Genomic DNA, 19,195 nt, shown 5'->3' with positions numbered 1-19,195 from the left:
CGATGAGGATCGGGATCAGCGGGTCAGCGACCGGCGCGGGGCCACTGCTGCCGATGTGGGCAGCCGTCCCGGCGGCGGCTGCTGCCGGGCTGATGCTGGACGGCGCCTTCCCGGCGGTGGGGTGGTGGGTGTTGGCCTGGGCTAGCGTTCTAGCGGTGCTGGCCAGCCTCGTCGGGCGCCGTGCCGGCGGGGCGCTGCTGGTGGGGCTGGTGTTCGGGGCGGTGTTCTACCTCACCCACCTGATCTGGGTGGGTCGGTTCCTCGGGCCGGTGCCGTGGCTGGCCCTGGCTGGCCTGGAGACGGTGCTGGTCGGACTCGGGTCGGTGCTGATCGCGGCCGTCTACCGCTGGAGCGCGTGGCTGCTTCCGCACCGTTGGTGTCAACTGGTGCTCGTTCCGGTCCTGGTCGCGGGGGGATGGACGCTGCGGGAGCTGGTGATGGGCGCCTGGCCGTACAGCGGGTTCCCGTGGGCGCGGTTGGCGATGAGCCAGGTCGACGGACCCGCCGCCGAGGCCGCCTCCTGGGTGGGTGTCACCGGGGTGTCGTTCCTGATGGTGCTGGTGTGCGCAGCGGCCCTGCAGGCGGTGCGCGTCGGTAGGCTGTCGGATGTGCGCGCGGCAACGACACCGAGGGCCGTCGTGCCGGCGCCGACGGCGGTCCTGAGGGTCGCGCCGGCAGCTGCCCTCGCGGCCGCCCTGGTGCTGGTGCCGCAGTTCCCAACCACCCCGGACGGGGACCTGACCGTCGGCTGGGTGCAGGGGAACGGGCCCGCCGCCTACTTCGACGACCGCTCGCCCGGTGACGTCCTGGCCGCTCAGACCGCCGCCTCCGCCGCGGTGCTGGGCCAGGACATGGATCTGCTGGTCTGGCCGGAGGGCGGCGTTGACTCCGACCCGCTGAACGATGCGACCACCGCGGCCCGGCTGGACGACCTGGTCCGGCGCGCCGGGGCTCCGATGCTGGTCAATGCCGCCACCCGACGGGGCGCAGAGGTCTTCAACACCTCGCTGCTGTGGACCGCGGACGGCGCGACCCAGCTGCACGACAAGGTGAACCCGGTGCCGTTCGGGGAGTACGTCCCGGATCGGTGGCTCTATCAGCGGATCGTCCCGGACCTGGTCGGGCTGATCCAGCGCGACTACACCCCGGGCGTGCTGCCGCCGCTGATGAGTGTGGATGGCGTCGGACTCGGGTTGGCGATCTGCTTCGACGTCATCTACGACGACGTCATCTGGGACGGGGCCCGGCTGGGTGCCGGCATGTATGTGTTCCAGACCAACAACGCCGACTTCCGTGGCAGCGACGAGAACCTGCAGCAGCTTGCGTTCGCCCGGATGCGTGCCATCGAGACCGGCCGAGCGGTGGTGAACGTCTCCACCGTCGGTACCAGCCAGGTCATCGGACCCGACGGGGCCGTCCTGGACGCCATCGGCGTCGACCGGGCCGCTGCCCGGGTGACGACCGTGCCGGTGCGCACCGGCCTCACACCGGCCACCGTCCTCGGCCCCTGGATCGCCGGGATCCTCGGTGGGGGATCGCTCCTCGCCATGGTCGGGCTGGCCGTCAGCTACCGGTGGTCCCGGCGGGACACCACGGCCCGCGACTGGTCCCGGCGGGCCGCCACGGTCCGCGGCGAGGTGGCCCGCTGATGAGCGACACCGAGACCCAGGACGCGGCCGCCTCCGCCGACCCGACGCGCACCAGTGCCGCCGGCAGCAGCGACGCCGGCGTTGTCGGGGCCGGCGTTGTCGGGGCCGGCAGGGCGCCGGCGCTGGGGGTGCGGGGGACGCTGCGGTGGCTTTGGACCCAGCTGACCTCGATGCGGACGGCGCTGGTGCTGTTGTTCGCGCTGGCTGTCGCCGCGGTGCCGGGTTCGCTGGTCCCGCAGCGTGATGTCAGTCCGATCCGGGTCAGTGACTTCATCGCTCAGAACCCGAGAATCGGCCCCCTCTACGACACGCTCGGACTGTTCCACGTGTACACGTCGGCCTGGTTCTCTGCGATCTACCTGCTGCTGTTCGTGTCGCTGGTCGGCTGCATCATCCCCCGGGCGCTGGTGTATGCGAAGGCCCTCCGTTCGCCGCCGCCGCGGACCCCGAGCAACCTGTCCCGGCTGCCCGCCTACGCGACCGCCGAACTGTCGGCCGATCCCGCTGACCTCGACGACCGTCGGGTGCTGCGGGCAGCCGCCACCGAGCTCAGGCGGCAGCGGTACCGCGTGGTCGCCCACGACGGATCGGTGGCGGCGGAGCGGGGCTATCTCCGCGAGGCCGGCAACCTCGTCTTCCATGTGAGCATGGTCTTCCTGCTGCTCTCGGTGGCGGTTGGTGGTCTGTACGGGTTCCGCGGCACCAGTGTGGTGGTCGTCGGGCAGGGCTTCGCCAACAACCTCACCCAGTACGACGACCTGAGCACCGGCGGCTGGTTCTCCGAATCCCAGCTGCGGCCGTTCACCATCGACGTCACCGATTTCCGGGTCGCCTTCGAGACCGGTCCGGTGCAGACCGGCGCGGCCCGGCTGTTCGAGCTCGACACGATGGTCACCGACCGACCCGGCGCGCCCCCCTACGCCGCCACGGTCGAGGTGAACAAGCCGGTCAGGGTGGACGGCACCACCGTGCACCTGATCGGCCACGGCTACGCCCCGGTGGTGAAGGTCACCGACGGCAACGGCGATGTCGCCTACTCCGGGCCGGTGGTGTTCTTGCCGCAGGACGGCAACTTCACCTCCCTCGGGGTGGTCAAGGTGCCCGACGGTCGGCCCGAAAGGCTCGCCTTCGAAGGCATCTTCGCCCCCACCGCGAAGATCGACGACCGGGGTCCCCGCTCGATCTTTCCCGACGCGCTCGATCCGGCGCTCTACGTCAACGTCTGGACCGGGCCGCCGAAGACCGAGACCGGCCGGCCGGAGAACGTGTACTCCCTGGACACGACCGGACTGACTCAGCTGAAGGACGCCGAGGGGGATCCGCTGCGGATCCTGTTGAAGCCGGGCACCAGCTTCACGCTGCCCGACGGCAAGGGGACGATCGAGATGACCGGGGTGACCCGGTGGGTGAAGCTGCAGATGAGCGACACCCCCGCCATCAGGGCGGTCCTCGGCGCGATCGTCGCCGCGGTCATCGGACTCTGCCTGTCTCTGTTCGTCCGCCCGCGCCGCGTCTGGGCCCGGGTGCAGACCAAGGCCGACGGCTCCCGGCTGATCGAGATCGGCGGACTCGACCGCGCCGACGCCCGCGCCGGACTCGATACCGACGTCGCCGACCTCGCCACCTCGGTGAGCACCCCCGACCAGCACCAGAGGAAGCAGAGCCGATGAACCTCGAGTACTACTCCAACGCCGCCCTGGTCACCTCGGTGGTGGTCTACCTGCTGGCCATGACCGCGTACGCCGCCGAGTGGGCCGCAGCACGCAACGCCCCGGTCGAGGAGTCGGCCGACCGGCGGGAGCTGGCCGGTGTGGGGGCCCGCAGCGCGGGCACCCCGTCCACACACGCAGCCTCGTCCGATAGGTCGGCCCCCGATGCTCCGGCCTCTGATGCACCGACCCCCGATACGAAGACCACCGACGCCGCCGTCGAGCAGCGAATGGCCGAGATGAAGGTCGAACTGTGGGGCCGGATCGGCGTCGCCCTGACCGTCGTCGGCTTCCTCTGCAGCGTCGTCGGCACCACGCTCCGCGGACTGGCCGCCGGCCGTCCGCCCTGGGGCAACATGTACGAGTTCACCATCACCGCGATGGTGCTGATCGTCGCGGTCTACCTGGTGATGGTGTGGCGGACCGGGGCCCGGTGGCTCGGTCTGCCGGTGACGCTGCTCGCGGCGGTCGGCAACGGGCTAGCGGTGACCGTGTTCTACGTGGCCGTGGCGCCGCTGGTGCCGGCCCTGCACTCGGTCTGGTTCATCATCCACATCTGCGCGGCCGTCGTCTCCGGTGCCGCCTTCAACATCGGCGGTCTACTGACCGTGCTCTTCCTGATCCGGCAGCGAGCCGAGAAGCGGGGGACCGTCTCCGGGTACCTGAGTCGGATCCCGACCGCCCGCAAGCTCGACCTCTACGCGTACCGGTTCCTGGCCTTCGCCTTCCCGCTGTGGACGTTCACCGTCGCCGCCGGGGCGATCTGGGCCGAGTACGCCTGGGGCCGCTACTGGGGCTGGGACCCGAAGGAGACCTGGGCCCTGGTGACCTGGGTGATCTTTGCCTGCTACCTGCACGCCCGCTCGACCGCCGGCTGGCGGGGCACCCGGGCGGCCGTGATCGCCCTGATCGGGGTCGCGTCCTTCTGGTTCAACTTCGTCGGGATCAACCTGCTGGTCTCGGGCCTGCACTCCTACGCCGGGGTCTAGGTGTCATGACACTCCAGGCTGAATTCAGCGACTGCTGTATCGTGGTGGGATGGACGATGAGATGACCATGGCGCCGAGGGTCGCGGTGGACGCGGAGGCGTTGGGCCGGGTGGGGAAGGCATTGGCTGATCCGACCCGTCGCCGACTGCTGTTGCGGTTGGTGCAGGGTCCGGCGTTCCCGTCGGATCTGGCAGACGACCTGGGCTTGACGCGGGCGAACGTGTCGAACCATCTGACGTGTCTGCGCGGCTGCGGCCTAGTGTCCACCGAGCCGGTGGGACGTCGGGTGCGCTACCAGCTGGCCGACCCGCGGCTGGCGGGGGCGTTGGCGCAGCTGGCGTCGCTGGTGCTGGTCGTCAGCGACGGCACCGCACCGGGTGAGCCCTGCGGGCCAGAGGACTTCGACTGTGTCGACGAGCTGGACGAACCCGGCCCCGATGACTCGGTGGTGCCGACGGGGGTCTCTCATGGCTGACGCCTGCTGCGGTCCGGATGAGGTCGATGAGCACACCGACACCGCGGAATCACTGACGGTGACGCCGATCTGGCGGATCCGTGAGCTGCAGGCCGCCGCACTGGCCGGGCTGCTGCTGCTGGCAGGTCTGCTCGCCCCGTCCGACACCGTGGTGGAGACGGTGCTGTTCGCCGCGGCCGCGGTCGTCGGCGGTGCGACGTTCGTGCCGGCTGCTGTCCGCGGGCTGATGAAGGGCCGGCTCGGGGTCGGGCTGTTGATGACAATCGCCGCGGTCGGCGCGGTCCTGCTCGGTGAGGTGGCGGAGGCGGCCACGCTGGCGTTCCTGTTCTCCATCGCCGAGGGCTTGGAGGGCTACGCCCTGGCCCGGACCCGCAACAGTCTGCGGGCCCTGCTCGATTTGGTGCCGCCGACCGCGACCGTCCTGCGCGACGGCACACAGGTGACGGTGGCGGTCAGCGAGCTGCGGGTGGATGATCTTCTGTTGGTCCGCCCCGGCGACAAGATCGCCACCGACGGAGTGGTCCGCCACGGCCGGTCGGCGATCGACACCTCGGTGGTGACCGGGGAGTCGGTGCCGGTCGAGGTCGGGCCCGGTGCGGAGGTGTTCGCCGGCACCGTCAACGGCACCGGCGCTATCGAGGTGGAGGTGACGGCCACCGCGGCGGACAACTCGCTGGCCCGGCTGGTGCATGTGGTGCAGGAAGCGCAGGACCGCAAGGGCTCCAGCCAACGGCTGGCCGAACGGTTCGCGCGGCCACTGGTGCCCGGTGTGCTGATCTTGGCGACGCTGGTCGGCCTGGTCGGCAGCCTCCTCGACGACCCGGCGGTGTGGATCCCGCGGGCCCTGGTGGTGCTGGTCGCGGCCGCGCCGTGCGCGTTCGCGTTGAGTGTCCCGATCGCCGTCGTCGCCGCCGTCGGCGCCGCATCCAAGGGCGGGGTCCTGATCAAGGGCGGCGCCGCCGTGGAGCAGCTCGGAGCCGTCAAGGTCGTCGCCGTGGACAAGACCGGCACCCTGACCCGCAACGAACCCTCCGTCATCGAAATCGTCCCGGCCGGAACATGCAGCACCGACGAGGTTCTGACGGTCGCCGCCGCATTGGAGGCCCGCAGTGAGCACCCGCTCGCCGCCGCGATCGTCGCCGCCGCCACCGACCTGCCGAGCCGTGACGGCAGCGACGTGGAAGCCGTACCCGGTCAGGGACTGACCGGTGTCGTGGCGGGCCGGCCGGCCCGGCTCGGCAAGCCCGGCTTCATTCCCGTCGAAGGTCTCGCCGGCGATGTGGAGCGGCTACAAGATGCCGGCGCCACGGTGGTGCTGGTCGAACACGACAACACCGTGCTGGGGGCGGTCGCGGTCCGCGACGAGATCCGCCCCGAGGCCGCCGAGGCGGTGACCATGCTGCACCGCCAAGGGGTGTCGGTGGTGATGCTGACCGGCGACAACGCCCGGACCGCAGCCGCGATCGCCGCCCAGGCCGGCATCTCGGAGGTCCGGGCCGAGCTGTCGCCGCAGGACAAGGCCCACATCGTGACCGAGCTGCAGGCCCGCGGGGCGGTGGCGATGGTCGGTGACGGCATCAACGACGCCCCCGCCCTGGCCACCGCCGACGCCGGGATCGCGATGGGCGCGATGGGCAGCGACGTCGCCATCGAGGCCGCCGACATCGCCTTGATGGGCGAGGATCTGCGCCGGCTGCCCGATGCGATCGCCCACACCCGCCACGCTCGCAGGATCTTCACCCAGAACCTGATCCTGTCCGGACTGATCATCGCCGTCCTGGTCCCGTTGGCCGGCTTCGGGGTGCTCGGCTTGGCCGCCGTCGTCGCCACCCACGAGCTCGCCGAGGTCCTGGTGATCTTGAACGGCATCCGCGCCGGCCGCCGCACCCTGCTACCGACCCGTCCACCGGTCCGCGGCTCCCGCCGGGCCCGCACCCACACGCCGGACCGCAACGCCAAGATCCACGCAGCTGCTGCAGTGCCGGCGACCTCCCTGCTCACCCTGACCCCGACAGCCTCCCGACCGGTGCAGACAAACGCTGCGGCCCACACCGAGACCGCTGCTCACAGCCAGCTGCCGGTCCTGACGATGGCGCCCGCCTCCGCCGAGGTCGACGGCTGCGGCTGCCAGCCGGGCTGCACCTGCTGCCGGTAAGCAACCAATTGACGTCCACACCCGTTCACCCAACGTCACATCTGCCAACGAAGGAGTCGACTCACCACCATGGCCAGCCGACGCAAGACCACCCGCCCCGACCAGCCGAGCAGGCGAGCCCAGCTCGCCGCCCAGCAGCAAGCCGCCGCACGGTCGAAAAAACGGAACCGGATCATCACCGCGGTCGCAGCCGGGGTGGTGCTGCTGCTGATGGCGGCCGGTGTCGTCCTGCAGGTCCGGTCGCAGGGCAACGAGCCGCCCACGGCGGCCTCGGCGGCGGACGTCACCGTGCGTGACAACTCCCACCGACTCTCCGATGTACCCGACGGCAAAGTGACGTTCGTGGAGTTCCTCGACTTCGAGTGCGAGGCCTGCGGGGCAGCGTTCCCCGCAGTCGAGGAGCTCCGCGCCACCTTCGGTGACCGGGTCACCTTCGTGGCCCGCTACTTCCCGTTGGACGGCCACTTCAACTCCCAACGTGCCGCGCGGGCGGTCGAGGCCGCCGCCCAGCAAGGCCAGTTCGAAGCGATGTACAAGAAGATGTTCGAGACCCAAACCCAGTGGTCGGAGCAGCAGGTCCCCAAGGACGACCTGTTCCGCTCCTACGCCGAGGAGCTCGGCTTGGACATGACCAAGTGGGACGCGGCCTACGCCTCCGACGCCACCTGGGCACGCATCCAGGCCGACATCGACGACGGCACAGCGTTGGGTGTGACGAGTACCCCATCGTTCTTCCTGAACGGGCAGCGGCTGGAGCCGAAGTCCATCGACGACCTGACCACCGCAATCGAGCAGGCTCTGGACCAGCAGTGACCTCACCCAGCCACGACGCGACACACACGGATGTCGACGACGTCGACGAGGTCGACAACGTCGACGCGGTCGACAGGGATCCGGCCGCTGCCTCAGCCCCGGTGGTGGGGGAGCGCACGGTCGGCTGGGTGCTGCTGGTCGCGGGACTGGTCGGGTTCGCCGCCGCTTTCGTGTTGGCGGTGGAGAAGTACTGGCTGTTGACCAATCCCTTCTACACGCCGTCCTGCAGCGTGAACGCCACCATCTCCTGCGGTCCGGTGATGAGCTCGTGGCAGGCAGCGGTGTTCGGCTTCCCGAACCCGTACCTGGGGATCGCCGGGTTCGCTGTCGTCGCGGCGACCGGGGCGATGCTGCTGACCGGCGGCCGGCTCGCGAGCTGGTACGCGGTCGGTCTGCAGGTCGGGGCGGTCGCCGGCACGGTGTTCGTGGCCTGGCTGATGGTGCAGAGCCTGACTGTCATCCACGCGCTGTGCCCGTACTGCATGGCCGCATGGGCGGCCACGTTCGCCACGATCTGGTACGTCACCCTGGCCAACCTGGGCCGGCTCCGAGAACAGCTGCCCGCCCGCCTCGGACGCGCCGTCGACGCCGCAGGCCGCAACCACAGCGCCATCCTGGCCGGTTGGCTGCTGATCATCGCCGTCCTCGTCGCCGTCACCGCGTGGGGTTTCTGACCGCCGATGACCACCATCAGTCGCACTGCCGCGGACCGGTCGCTCAGCTGGCGTCTCTGCACGACCGCCGGGGCGTTGCTCGCGGTACTAGCCGTCGTGCTGATCACCGGTGGATGTGCACCGCAACAGGGCGACTCGGTGACCCGAACCGGGAACCGTGAGCTCGGCGGCTCCGCCGCCACCTCCGGGCAAGTGAGCAAGTCGTTGACCTGGATCCCGGTTGCCGAACGCGAGCCAGCGCCGGTCGCGTCCGGCCCGGCCGTGAGCGGCAAGGGCACCGTGTCGACCGACGACTTCCCGGGCAAGGTGGTGGTGATCAACGTCTGGGGATCCTGGTGCGGTCCGTGCCGGCTCGAGGCCCGCGACCTGGCCGACGCCAGCGAGGAGACCACGAAGACGGCCGCGTTCGTCGGCATCAACGTCCGCGACAACAACCCCGAGGCGGCGCGAGCCTTCGTTCGGGCCTTCAAGATCGGCTACCCCCACATCTACGACCCGAACGGTGAACAGCTGGTCCGGTTCGCCGGCACCCTGCCGCCGAACGGGATCCCCTCGACACTGATCATCGACACCGACGGCCGGATCGCTGCCCGGGTGATCGGGGTCGTGGACAAAGCGACCCTGCTCGGCTTGATCGACGACGTCTACCGCGGCAAGTAGCCGACACATGGTGCCGTTGGAGATCGCTAGCTGGGTCCAGGACGCCGTCGCGGGGTCGATGATCATCGCGTTGCCGGTCGCTCTGCTGGCCGGGATGGTGTCGTTCTTCAGCCCCTGCGTCGTGCCGCTGCTGCCGGGCTACCTCGCCTACGCCAGCGGCATGGGCGCCGCCGACCTGGTCGCCGGCCACACCAACCCCCGCCGCACCCTGGCCGGGACCGCATTGTTCGTGCTCGGCTTCGCGTCCGTGTTCGTCGCCGCCGGTGTCGTGTTCGGCTCACTCGGGCAGGCGCTGGTCGCCTACCAGTCCCAGATCAGCCGGGTCGTCGGGATCCTCACCATTGTGATGGGCCTGATCTTCACCGGACTTCTGCCAATCGGGCGCCGCGAGCTGCGGCTGCAGCGGATGCCCGCCGTCGGCCTGGCCGGCGCACCGCTGCTCGGGATCGTGTTCGGGCTCGGCTGGACCCCCTGCATCGGTCCCACCCTCAGCGTCGTGCTGTCGTTGGCGTTGACCGAGGCCAGCGCCGCCCGAGGTGGGCTGCTGGCCTTCACCTACGCCCTCGGCCTCGGGATCCCGTTCCTGATCGCCGCCGTCGCGTTCGCCAAGATGACCCGTGCCGTCGACCTGCTCCGCCGGCACCAGCAGACCCTGCTCCGCGCCGGGGGTGCCGCCATGATCATCGTCGGGATCCTGCTGGTCAGCGGCCTGTGGGACCGCGCGACCGCTGTCCTGCGCCAGTGGGCAGCCCAGTTCACCACCGTCTTGTGAACCGGACTGGACCCGCTGAGCGGGAGAAGGAATCGTCGATGATCATCGCCTCCGGGCTCCAACCCCCGACCACTGCCAGGGTTAGGGCAAAGCATCGGTCCGCCGACCCGCCGACCATCGGTCTACCCGGTCGCTCGAACACCCCGCCAACGGTGAGGTCGAACCGGTCAACGGGGCAGTCGAAGCCCTGCGGGTACCCCCGAGGATCCCGATCGCGGCCGCTGGCCCACGAAGGAGTGCGATGACCTCGTCCGCCGACCTGGAGGACCGAGACGGGTTCGAGCCGGTCTATCACCCGTACGGACCGCATCGAGCCGGTCTGCCGCCGCTGAGGCGGTACTTCCGGGAGCTGTGGGCCCCGCCGGCAGTTCGCGACCGAGATGAGCAGGGCCACGCTGCGGGGGGCCGACGTCAACACCGTGTTCGGGCAGGCCTGGCTGATCCTCAACCCGCTGCTGCTGGCCGGTGTCTACTACCTGCTGGTCACCATCATCCGGCAACGCCACGACCCTGAACTGTTCACCCACCTCACGCTGGCACTGTTCGCCTTCACCATGGTGCAGACCGCCGCGTCCAGCGGGGCGACCTCGGTCACCGGCTCCGGCCGCCTCCTCATCAACACCGCCTTCCCCCGGTTGCTGATCCCGCTGTCGGCGGTCCGGACCGCGTTCTTCCGGTTCCTGCCGACGATCCCGGTCTACCTGGTCTTCCACGCGATCTTCGGTCTGCCCTGGCATCCGCGGATGCTGGTCTCGCTGTACTTCCTGCTGACCATGATCGTGTTCAGCATGGGTCTGGCCGCCTTCTTCGCCACCTGCCAGGTCTACTTCCGCGACACCTCCAACTTCCTGCCCTACGTCCTGCGGCTGTGGATGTACCTGTCCCCGGTCCTGTGGCTGCCGGAGATGCTCGACCGGATGGGCGCCGGACTGCGGTTCGTCGTCGAGCTCAACCCGATGTACCCGATGCTCACCGGCTACGCCAACCTGCTGCAGGACCAGTCGTACCCACCGCTGTGGATGTGGATTGCCGCCGCCGCCTGGGCCATTGGTGCTGTCCTCGTCGGCTTCTTGTACTTCATCTCCAGGGAACGCGAGTTCGCTGTCCGCCTCACCTGACGCATGCTCGGCAGACTGTGACTCGTGAAGGACCCACCGAACCAGACGTAAAAGCGAGGTGATCAGGGACGTGGGCACCATCGACAGCAGCGCGACGGTCTGGAGAGTAGGGACGATTGGCCTCAGCCAGTTCCACCCCGACCCGAACGTCTCGTACGCGGCCTCCATCGGGGCGATCCGCGACCTGCTCGACGAGCTGCAGCCTCGAGCTCACTACGCCGATCCAGTGGCGATCAGCTCGGCGAGGCATCCGAGGGTCGATGATCTGACGGTGCGTCAGACCGGGGCCATCGCGTACGCCCCGAGCGGCGTCGTCAGCGTTCGAATTGATGCCGGCCAGCAGCGGGTCTTCTCCGATGTGCGGAAGCGGTCCAGCGAAAAGCTGAATACCTTGGTCGCGCTGGAGGTGACCACAGGCGCTGACGGAGACGGTTGAGGCACATGCGCGAACCCCGATCCCGGCTCGGCGGTGTGGCCACCGTCGGCGGACCCCTGGCCCTGCTCGGCCCGGCCTTCGTGGCGGCCATCGCCTACATCGATCCCGGGAACTTCGCCACCAACATCTCGGCGGGATCGGGCTTCGGCTACCTGCTGATCTGGGTGCTGGTGGTCAGCAACCTGATGGCGATGCTCATCCAGTACCTCTCCGCCAAGGCCGGGATCGCCACCGGGAAGAGCCTGCCGGAACTGTGCCGGGACAACTTCGGCAGACCGGTCACCCGCGGCCTGTGGGTGCAGGCCGAGCTGGTCGCCATCGCGACCGATCTCGCCGAGGTGCTCGGCGGCGCGATCGCCCTCCGGTTGCTCTTCGGCCTGCCCCTGCTGGTGGGTGGCGTGATCACCGCGGCCGTGGCGTTCGCCCTGCTGGGGCTGCAGACCAGGGGTGTCCGACGGTTCGAGGTGGTGATCACCGGGATGCTCCTGGTGGTGCTGATCGGGTTCCTGTACAGCCTGGTGATCGGCGGCGTTGACGCCCGGGCGGCGGTGGCGGGTCTGGTGCCACGGTTCGCGGGCACCGAGACCGTGCTGTTGGCGACCGGCATGCTGGGCGCGACAGTCATGCCGCACGTCATCTACCTGCACGGCGCCCTCACCCAGTCCCGGTACGTCCGGCGCACCGAGGTCGAGCGACTGGCCCTGCTGCGCAGCCAGCGGGTGGACGTGGTGGCCGCCATGGGCCTGGCCGGCCTGATCAACCTCTCCATGCTGGCCGTGGCCGCCGAGAACCTGTCCGATCTGCCGGTGCCCGTCGACACCATCGAGGGCGCCTACGCGGGGATCGGCGCCACCCTCGGCCCGACGGCCGCCCTGCTCTTCGGGCTCGCGCTGCTGGCCTCGGGTTTCGCGGCCTCGGGTGTCGGGACCCTGTCCGGTCAGGTGGTCATGCAGGGTTTCCTCCAGCGCCGGATCCCGCTCGTGGTCCGCCGGCTGGTGACTCTGGCGCCGGCCTTGGTGATCATCGCGGCCGGAGTGGACACCACTGCCGCGTTGGTGATCTCCCAGGTCGTCCTGTCCTTCGGCATCCCGTTCGCGCTGATCCCGCTGGTCATGCTCACCCGGCGGCCGGACCTGATGGGTGCGCTGGTGAACCGCCGCCACACGACCCTCGTCGCGGCGCTGGTGGCCGCCGTCATCACCGGGCTCAACGTGACACTGATCGTGCTCACCCTGATCGGCTGAACGAGGAACCGCGAATGGGGCGAGGGACCATCGGTCGTCCGACGTCTGATTTCACCTCTTCATGGCGCGCCTTCGGCCTCCATCTCTGCGACCCCACCGCCTGGGCCTGAACCCCGACGAACTAACGGGAATGTCCAACCCGCGCCGGAAGCGTCGGCCTCTCCGACACCGAGGTCGTCGGGAGAGCTGCGATGACCGCACCCTCAGGTTCCGGGTGTCCACGATCGCGCCGCGCGGGTGCAGAACACACCGTCACCGATCCGCTGGGCGACCGGGTGAAGGGGGCCGACCGAGGGGTCGACCGTTTGAAGGCCGACCAGGTGAGGAGCCATCCGCAGCCGCGGCACTGCCAGCCCGGAAGAACTTCACGTGGCCAGCGAGGCTGGGGTCGCCTTGCTAGCCTGTCTAGATGTACTCGGGTGCCGCGTCGTCGTGGGGCCCACGATTCGTGCGGCGCTTCCTGGGCGCTTTCGCGGTGATCTTGTTCGGTCTGGTCGGCCATCAGATCGCGCAGGAGCCGAGTGCGACCGGTATGTCGGACTCCTCGACAACGATCACGGCACTGCAGACCGACCCCTCGGGATGGGTAGACGAGGCAGCCGCCTCCTCGGTGACGGCCGTCGCCCACGCCGTCGGCAGCGGCAATCTCGATCTCGGGACGTACGAGCAGACCCGGCATGACCCGTGGTCCGGGTTCGAGATCAGCACCCTGTGTCTGCTGTTCGCGGTGGTGCTTATGGTCGCGATGGTGGTCCTACCCCGCCGCGCCCTCCTTCGGTGGTGGCTGCAGTCAGCCCCACGCACACAGGCCATGCCGCCGCCACCCTGCGGGTCGACGACGTCAGCGCTCGTCGCCTTGTCCATCAGTCGTACCTGAGCCGAGCGTCGTTCGCTTCGGATCACCTCCCTGCCCCGCCGCTTCAGGCGTGGGCTGGAGTTCTCACACCTACGACGACCTCGACAGGACCTGCTATGAACAAGATTCACCCGCTTCAGCGTGCCCGCCGTGTCCTCTACAACGCTCTTATCGATGTCCGCTTCGGGCCGCCGCTCGCCGGTGAGATTCGGACGCGCTACGGCCACCTGGGGGCTAAGGACACCGCCAACAGTGACTATCTCGCGCTCGATCGGATCTTCGCCGGCACCATCGGGCCAGACGACGTGCTGGTCGACATCGGCTGCGGGAAGGGTCGTGTCCTCAACTGGTGGCTGCGGCACTACGACAATCAGATCATCGGCATCGAGCTCGATCCCGACATCGCCGCCAAGACCCGGTCCAGGCTGGCCCGCTTCACCAACGTCACCATCGTGACCGGGGACGCCGTGCAGTGTCTGCCTCCCGAGGGAACGCTGTACTACATGTACAACCCGTTCCAGGCGGAGATCGTCAGCCAGCTCGAAGCCCGACTCGTTGAGGTGGCACGCGGCGGCGCCGGTCCCATCCGGATCGTGTACAACAACTGCAAGTACCTCTCCGCCTTCGTCAACAGTCCGCACTGGACGGTTGACCTCCTTGATGCTGCGATCACTGACCCGTTCGATCGGGTGGCGCACATCCAATACGTCGGGGACCTGCCCTGAGACGGCTTGATCAGTTGCCCCGCCTAGCCTGCGACGTCACGATCACCAGGATGCGCCGGGTCGCCGGGGCCGCGCGGCAACTCGGGATCTCCGTCCGTGCGAACGTCGGCTCCTTCGCACCCGACGGTTGCTACCTGCTGGCATTGCTCGTCCCGGTAGCCCTGTTCGACCTGACCCTGAGCTGGCTGCGCATCACCAGCCGGTACGACGCCCCCTCGGGTCTGGCCGCGATCACCCAGCTCCGGTCCGACCTTTTGGCCCACCTGGGCTTCGCGGTGCTGTGGGTGGTGGCCTACGCGGTGCTGCGCGAGCGCTGGCGGCGAGCAGTCGTGCTGGTCGTGAGTCAGCTGAGCGTGGCCGGATACCTGCTGTTCGCCGTCGCCGCCCACAGCTACTACCGCAAGAGCGGATCGATCCTGGACGCCGGCGGGCTGCGGATGATGGTCACCGATCCGGAGGCAACCCGCAACATCGCCGCCAGCGAGTCCTCCACGACCGACGTCTGGGTGATGATCGCGGCGGTCACCTACGCCCTGCTCGGTCCCGTGCTGGTCTACCGGCTGCGCTACCGGGGTCAGTCGCCGCGCGGACGCTGGCTGCCCGGCCTGACGGCGCCAACCCGTGACCACCGGGTGCCGACAAGCCGCGGTGGCCGGATCGCGGTCCTCGCTACCACCACCGGCCTGCTGCTGGTGGTGGCCGCGGCCGTGCCGGTCACCAGCGGTGGGGCGTTTGCGCGCAACCAGGCGCTCGACGTCGCCCTCGAGCTGGGTTCGAGCCTGCTCGAGTCGGAGCGGGCGTACGCCCAACGGCCGGCGATGTCGCCGAGCCGGCTGATCGCCACCAGGTCGGTGGCGGCTGACCGGCCACGCAACGTCGTGATGATCACCATGGAGTCGGTCCGCTCCGAGGCCACCTCCCTGGGGAACCCGAACCGTGACACCACCCCGTTCCTGGCGAAGCTGGCCAAGCGCAGCACGGTCGCCGAGAACGCCTACACCACCGTTCCCCACACCTCCAAGGCGGTGACCGGAGCCAACTGCGGGTATATGCCGCCGCTGGACACCAAGCTCACCGAGTCGGCGCCGGCCGGTCTGCCGTCCACCTGCCTGCCCGGCCTGTTACGTCAGCAGGGATATGCCACGGCGTTCCTGCAATCCGCGGTCGGGGAGTTCGAGCGCCGGCCGGACCTGGTCCGCAACCTCGGCTATGACGAGTTCTTCCCCGTCGAGACCTTCCCGACGGCCGGTTTCGGCCGAGCGAACTACTTCGGCTGGGAGGACGACATCATGCTCGAACCGAGCCGGGACTGGCTGCGCGCTCAGGGCGACGCACCGTTCCTGCTGACCTATCTGACGGTGACGGGTCATCACGACTACCGGCTGCCGGGCACGTTCGGCCTGAAGAACCTGGCCGACGAGGAGGATCTGAACAACTACCTCAACGGCGTCCGCTACGTGGACCGGTTCGTCTCGAAGGTGTTCGCGATGCTGGCCGAGGAGGGTCGTGCCGACGACACCCTGGTGGTGGTGACCGCCGACCACGGCGAGGGCTTCGGCGAGCACGGACTGCGCCAGCACGACAACACGATCTACAACGAGGGCATCAAGGTCCCGTATCTGGTCTACGACCCCACCGACCGGCGCGGCCGCACGGTGCAGCGGCCGGTGACGACGATGAGCGTGCCGGAGACGGTCGCCGAGCGTCTCGGGTACCGGTTGAGTGGCGGGCTGGCCAGGGAGGAGTCGCTGTTCTCCGGCGGCGGCGGACGGCCGGTCCGAGTCTCGTGCCAGTCCACCAACCGGTGTCTGGCACTGATCGAGGGCACCACCAAGTACATCCACCACTTCGGCAACCGACCCGACGAGGTCTTCGACCTCAGCAGTGACCCCGACGAGAAGCGCAACCTGATCGACGATGTCGATCCCGCACGGCTCAAGGCACTGCGGTCGGACCTGCTGCAGTGGCGCAGAGCAACCCGGTCTGAGTATGCGCCCCGGTCCCGCTAGGTCCGCTCAGATCAGAGGCCGGGCGTTGATCGTGGGTTCAGGGCCTTGGCAGCAGGCGGGATCCGGACCCGAACATCGAGTGGCGGGTGGGTGCCCTCGCCGCGATGCCCAGCACCGCGAGTGGATGTCAGGTGCTCTCGCTGACGGGGAGTGCCCGGAGATGAATGAGCACACCCGTCTGGCCGAGCCGCCCGGCGTCTGGTCACAGTGCCCGTCGGCTATCCACGTCCCTTTCGGCAGATGCCATCACGTCATCGCCAGCCACTTCTCACAGCCGAGCCGGACGGGGCAGCACGCTGCTGCTGGCGGGGCCGACCAAGCCGGCACGTGGTTGACCAGACCGGCCAACGGAAGCGCGGGAACTCTGCTGCTCGCCCTGAAGTTGAAGAAGGAGAATCTCGACCCTGCATATCGCAGGTCATCGATGTCATCTATTTTGGCGATGACAGCAGGAGAGGTCGTACACGCGCCGATCGAAGAACACGTTCGACGGAGCGGTTGACGGCCACATGCCACGGACTGGCGAAGGAGCTCGGTTGCGTTGATGCGGGCCGACGACAGATATGTGGTCGCGGTGATGGTGGCGGTTGCCCTGGCCAGCCTGACCCTGGTCCCGCTGACCCGTGACTCGTCGTTCCTCGGTCCGGGATGGCTGATCATCCTGCTGGTCGGTGGACTGTCGGCCGGACTGCGACGGGCCCGGCTGGGCCCGCTGCTGGTGGCAGGGGTGCAAACTGTCGTGGCCGCCGGAGTGGTCTGGGTCGTCGCGCCGTCCACCCCAACCCCGGACTGGTCGGGCTGGTCGCGACTGGTCGGCTCCGCGGCGGAGCACATCCAGACCCAGTCCGCGCCGATGGCGCCGCACGCCGGCGTCCGGCTGCTGCTCATCGTCGGGATCGGGCTGACCATGGTGCTGACCGACCTGATCGTGGTCGGGCTGCGCCGGCCCGCGTTCGGGCTGGGCCCGCCGGCCGCGTTGTTCCTGGTGCCGGCCCTCGGGCTCGACACCGATACCGGTGTGGTGGCGTTCGGCTGCCTCATCGTCGGCTACCTCGCCATCCTGGCCGCCGACGGGCTCACCCTCACCGCCAGATGGCCGAGCGGGCTGAGCCGGGACTCCGCCGACGGTTTCGGCACCGCGGCACCGGTGGTGTGGCGGGCCGCGGCAGCCGTCGCCCTGCCGGCCGTCGCGGCGGCGGTGGTGGCTGCGGTGTTGCTGCCGACCCTGTCGGTGCCCGGCGGTCTGGCCGGGACCGGCCGCGGCGGTGGGCTGAGCTTGAGCGACCCGACCTTGGACCTGCGGCGCAACCTGGCTCAGCCGACTGATCGGACCGTCATCACCTACCGCACCGACCGGCCCGGTGGCGTCTATTTACGGATGGCCTCCCTGGAACGGTTCGACGGCGACGGCTGGCGCAGCGAGGGGCTGGACCTGACCGAGGGTGCCGAGCTGCCGCAGATCCCCGGTGTGTCCAGGGAGCCTGGGCCGCGGCGGCGCACCACGATCACCATCGACTCGTTCGACTCGGAGTATCTGCCGCTGCCGTACGCGCCGCGCCGGGTCGAGGCCCCCGGCTCCTGGACCTTCGACCCGACCTCGCTGGTCGTGGTCGCCGGAGCTGGCCCGGGCCGGCGGCAGGCGACCCGGAACCTCACCTACACCGTCGACAGCATCGACATCACCCCGGACCCGGCGGACCTGGCCGGCTCCCTGCCGGGGACCCCGGCCGACGCCGCCGTCACCGCCGTCGTGCCGGCCGACCTGCCCGCCTCGATTAGCGACCTGGCCCGCGCCATCACCGCCGACGCCGACACCGCCGCCGGCCAGGCCGCCGCCATCCAGACCTATCTGCGCAGCAGCCGCTTCATCTACAGCACCGAACCACTCCCCGGCAACGGCTATCAGGCGCTGGAGAACTTCCTGTTCGAGGACCGCCGCGGCTACTGCGAACAGTTCGCCGCCTCGATGGCTGCGATGGTCCGCGTGCTCGGCATCCCGTCCCGGATCGGCATCGGCTTCCTGCCTGGCGAGCAGCAAGGCGACACCTGGCGGGTCGGCATCCGCAAGATGCACGCCTGGCCGGAGCTGTTCTTCGCCGGCTATGGCTGGGTCCGGTTCGAACCCACACCCGCCGGAATCACCGGCACCGCCCCGGACTGGACCGTCCCCGCCGCCCCGGCTGAGCGGCCGAGCAGCGACACACCCAGCCAGGCCGCCCCCCAGCCCAGCATCAGCAGCCGACCTGACACCCCCGCCGACCAGCCCGCCCCCACCGCCCAGACGCCGACCGGCATCTCTGGCTGGCGGGTGCTCACCTACACCGCGCTCGGGCTGCTCGCCGGCGCTGTCCTGGCCGCCCCCGCAACCATCCGCGCCCGCCGCCGTCACCGGCGGCTTAGCCGCGATGGGCCGACCGACGACCAGGTCGAAGCCGCCTGGGCGGAGATCCGCGACACCGTCATCGACACCGGTGGCCGGTGGCCCGCCGGCAGCCCGCGCCGCATCGGCGGTGACATCGCCAAACGTCTCGACGCGCCCGAAGCGGCCACCATGACCCGCATCGCCACCCTGGTCGAACAGTCCCGCTACGCCCGCCACATCGCCCACGAAGACACCGCCAACCAGCTGCCCGAACTGACCCGCCAGGTCCGGACCGGCCTGGCCGGGGAGCTCAGCCGACCGCGCCGCCTGCTCAGCCGAGTGGCGCCCCGATCGCTGCTTCCCCCCACACCACGCCGACCCAAGAAAGGGCCGCACCAGACTTGAGCGTGACTGAAGCGCAAGATTCTCCGACCGATGTAGGCCTTCACCACCCCACAGGCGCCTGCCACCCCAGCGCCAGCCTCGTCGCAGGTCGGGCACTGGCGCCTGTCAGCTCATCACTTCTCACACCAGCCCCTCCGTTCCCGA

The 19,195-nt window shown here is 69.6% G+C and carries 16 protein-coding genes; all 16 read left to right on the top strand.

The annotated features are described in order from the left end of the window. Positions 1–2 precede the first annotated feature (2 nt). The 16 genes from lnt (at position 3) to ABD714_RS21780 (ending at position 19,051) form a co-directional block, all read left to right on the top strand. Positions 3–1,649 carry an apolipoprotein N-acyltransferase gene (gene lnt / locus ABD714_RS21855; protein WP_344814579.1) on the top strand — a complete coding sequence of 549 codons (1,647 nt, stop codon included), beginning with the start codon at positions 3–5 and terminating at the stop codon, positions 1,647–1,649. Beyond that, complete coding sequence (gene resB, locus ABD714_RS21850; protein ID WP_344814578.1) at positions 1,649–3,319, top strand: cytochrome c biogenesis protein ResB; 1,671 nt, start codon at positions 1,649–1,651, stop codon at positions 3,317–3,319. Before lnt ends, resB begins: the two co-directional genes overlap by 1 nt. Continuing rightward, positions 3,316–4,347, top strand: coding sequence for a c-type cytochrome biogenesis protein CcsB (ccsB, locus tag ABD714_RS21845; protein ID WP_344814577.1), 1,032 nt, complete (start codon positions 3,316–3,318; stop codon positions 4,345–4,347). Before resB ends, ccsB begins: the two co-directional genes overlap by 4 nt. Before the next feature lie 67 nt (positions 4,348–4,414). Then, on the top strand, positions 4,415–4,822 hold the full coding sequence (locus tag ABD714_RS21840; RefSeq protein ID WP_425562442.1) for an ArsR/SmtB family transcription factor: 408 nt from the start codon (positions 4,415–4,417) through the stop codon (positions 4,820–4,822). Next, a complete protein-coding gene (locus tag ABD714_RS21835) occupies positions 4,815–6,977 on the top strand; it encodes a heavy metal translocating P-type ATPase (RefSeq protein WP_344814575.1) in 2,163 nt (720 codons plus the stop codon). Before ABD714_RS21840 ends, ABD714_RS21835 begins: the two co-directional genes overlap by 8 nt. A 69-nt stretch (positions 6,978–7,046) precedes the next feature. Beyond that, positions 7,047–7,790: a DsbA family protein gene (locus tag ABD714_RS21830; RefSeq protein ID WP_344814574.1), complete on the top strand. Its 744-nt coding sequence runs from the start codon at positions 7,047–7,049 to the stop codon at positions 7,788–7,790. Then, on the top strand, positions 7,787–8,464 hold the full coding sequence (locus ABD714_RS21825) for a vitamin K epoxide reductase family protein (RefSeq protein WP_344814573.1): 678 nt from the start codon (positions 7,787–7,789) through the stop codon (positions 8,462–8,464). The genes ABD714_RS21830 and ABD714_RS21825 overlap by 4 nt, the downstream gene beginning before the upstream one ends. A 138-nt stretch (positions 8,465–8,602) precedes the next feature. Beyond that, positions 8,603–9,124: a TlpA family protein disulfide reductase gene (locus tag ABD714_RS21820; protein ID WP_344814572.1), complete on the top strand. Its 522-nt coding sequence runs from the start codon at positions 8,603–8,605 to the stop codon at positions 9,122–9,124. Positions 9,125–9,131: 7 nt separating this feature from the next. After that, a complete protein-coding gene (locus tag ABD714_RS21815; RefSeq protein ID WP_425562440.1) occupies positions 9,132–9,896 on the top strand; it encodes a cytochrome c biogenesis CcdA family protein in 765 nt (254 codons plus the stop codon). Between the two features lie 380 nt (positions 9,897–10,276). Beyond that, a complete protein-coding gene (locus tag ABD714_RS21810) occupies positions 10,277–11,014 on the top strand; it encodes an ABC transporter permease (RefSeq protein WP_344814571.1) in 738 nt (245 codons plus the stop codon). 70 nt (positions 11,015–11,084) lie between these two features. Beyond that, positions 11,085–11,450, top strand: coding sequence for a hypothetical protein (locus ABD714_RS21805; RefSeq protein ID WP_344814570.1), 366 nt, complete (start codon positions 11,085–11,087; stop codon positions 11,448–11,450). A gap of 5 nt (positions 11,451–11,455) precedes the next feature. Continuing rightward, positions 11,456–12,694 carry an Nramp family divalent metal transporter gene (locus tag ABD714_RS21800; RefSeq protein ID WP_344814569.1) on the top strand — a complete coding sequence of 413 codons (1,239 nt, stop codon included), beginning with the start codon at positions 11,456–11,458 and terminating at the stop codon, positions 12,692–12,694. A 409-nt stretch (positions 12,695–13,103) separates the two neighbouring features. Continuing rightward, entirely contained in the window at positions 13,104–13,571 is a 468-nt protein-coding gene (locus ABD714_RS21795) for a hypothetical protein (protein ID WP_344814568.1), read from the top strand. A gap of 95 nt (positions 13,572–13,666) precedes the next feature. Next, positions 13,667–14,275 carry a methyltransferase domain-containing protein gene (locus tag ABD714_RS21790; protein WP_344814567.1) on the top strand — a complete coding sequence of 203 codons (609 nt, stop codon included), beginning with the start codon at positions 13,667–13,669 and terminating at the stop codon, positions 14,273–14,275. Between the two features lie 50 nt (positions 14,276–14,325). After that, complete coding sequence (locus ABD714_RS21785) at positions 14,326–16,284, top strand: LTA synthase family protein (RefSeq protein ID WP_344814566.1); 1,959 nt, start codon at positions 14,326–14,328, stop codon at positions 16,282–16,284. A 544-nt stretch (positions 16,285–16,828) separates the two neighbouring features. After that, a complete protein-coding gene (locus ABD714_RS21780; protein ID WP_344814565.1) occupies positions 16,829–19,051 on the top strand; it encodes a transglutaminase TgpA family protein in 2,223 nt (740 codons plus the stop codon). Positions 19,052–19,195 lie beyond the last annotated feature (144 nt).

The sequence above is a fragment of the Microlunatus aurantiacus genome (assembly GCF_039536605.1).
In the GTDB taxonomy this organism is placed as follows: Bacteria; Actinomycetota; Actinomycetes; order Propionibacteriales; family Propionibacteriaceae; genus Microlunatus; species Microlunatus aurantiacus.
Note: the sequence above shows the minus strand (reverse complement) of the source record. Positions and strands in the feature narration are given on the sequence as shown.

Excerpts from the sequence above, each read along its gene's own strand:
- ABD714_RS21840 (WP_425562442.1), top strand. The coding sequence starts at position 4,415 with ATGGCGCCGAGGGTCGCGGTGGACGCGGAGGCGTTGGGCCGGGTGGGG.
- ABD714_RS21800 (WP_344814569.1), top strand. The coding sequence starts at position 11,456 with ATGCGCGAACCCCGATCCCGGCTCGGCGGTGTGGCCACCGTCGGCGGA.
- resB (WP_344814578.1), top strand. The coding sequence starts at position 1,649 with ATGAGCGACACCGAGACCCAGGACGCGGCCGCCTCCGCCGACCCGACG.
- ABD714_RS21780 (WP_344814565.1), top strand. The coding sequence starts at position 16,829 with ATGCGGGCCGACGACAGATATGTGGTCGCGGTGATGGTGGCGGTTGCC.
- ABD714_RS21835 (WP_344814575.1), top strand. The coding sequence starts at position 4,815 with ATGGCTGACGCCTGCTGCGGTCCGGATGAGGTCGATGAGCACACCGAC.
- ccsB (WP_344814577.1), top strand. The coding sequence starts at position 3,316 with ATGAACCTCGAGTACTACTCCAACGCCGCCCTGGTCACCTCGGTGGTG.
- ABD714_RS21830 (WP_344814574.1), top strand. The coding sequence starts at position 7,047 with ATGGCCAGCCGACGCAAGACCACCCGCCCCGACCAGCCGAGCAGGCGA.
- ABD714_RS21790 (WP_344814567.1), top strand. The coding sequence starts at position 13,667 with ATGAACAAGATTCACCCGCTTCAGCGTGCCCGCCGTGTCCTCTACAAC.
- ABD714_RS21795 (WP_344814568.1), top strand. The coding sequence starts at position 13,104 with ATGTACTCGGGTGCCGCGTCGTCGTGGGGCCCACGATTCGTGCGGCGC.
- ABD714_RS21815 (WP_425562440.1), top strand. The coding sequence starts at position 9,132 with ATGGTGCCGTTGGAGATCGCTAGCTGGGTCCAGGACGCCGTCGCGGGG.
- lnt (WP_344814579.1), top strand. The coding sequence starts at position 3 with ATGAGGATCGGGATCAGCGGGTCAGCGACCGGCGCGGGGCCACTGCTG.
- ABD714_RS21785 (WP_344814566.1), top strand. The coding sequence starts at position 14,326 with ATGCGCCGGGTCGCCGGGGCCGCGCGGCAACTCGGGATCTCCGTCCGT.
- ABD714_RS21810 (WP_344814571.1), top strand. The coding sequence starts at position 10,277 with ATGAGCAGGGCCACGCTGCGGGGGGCCGACGTCAACACCGTGTTCGGG.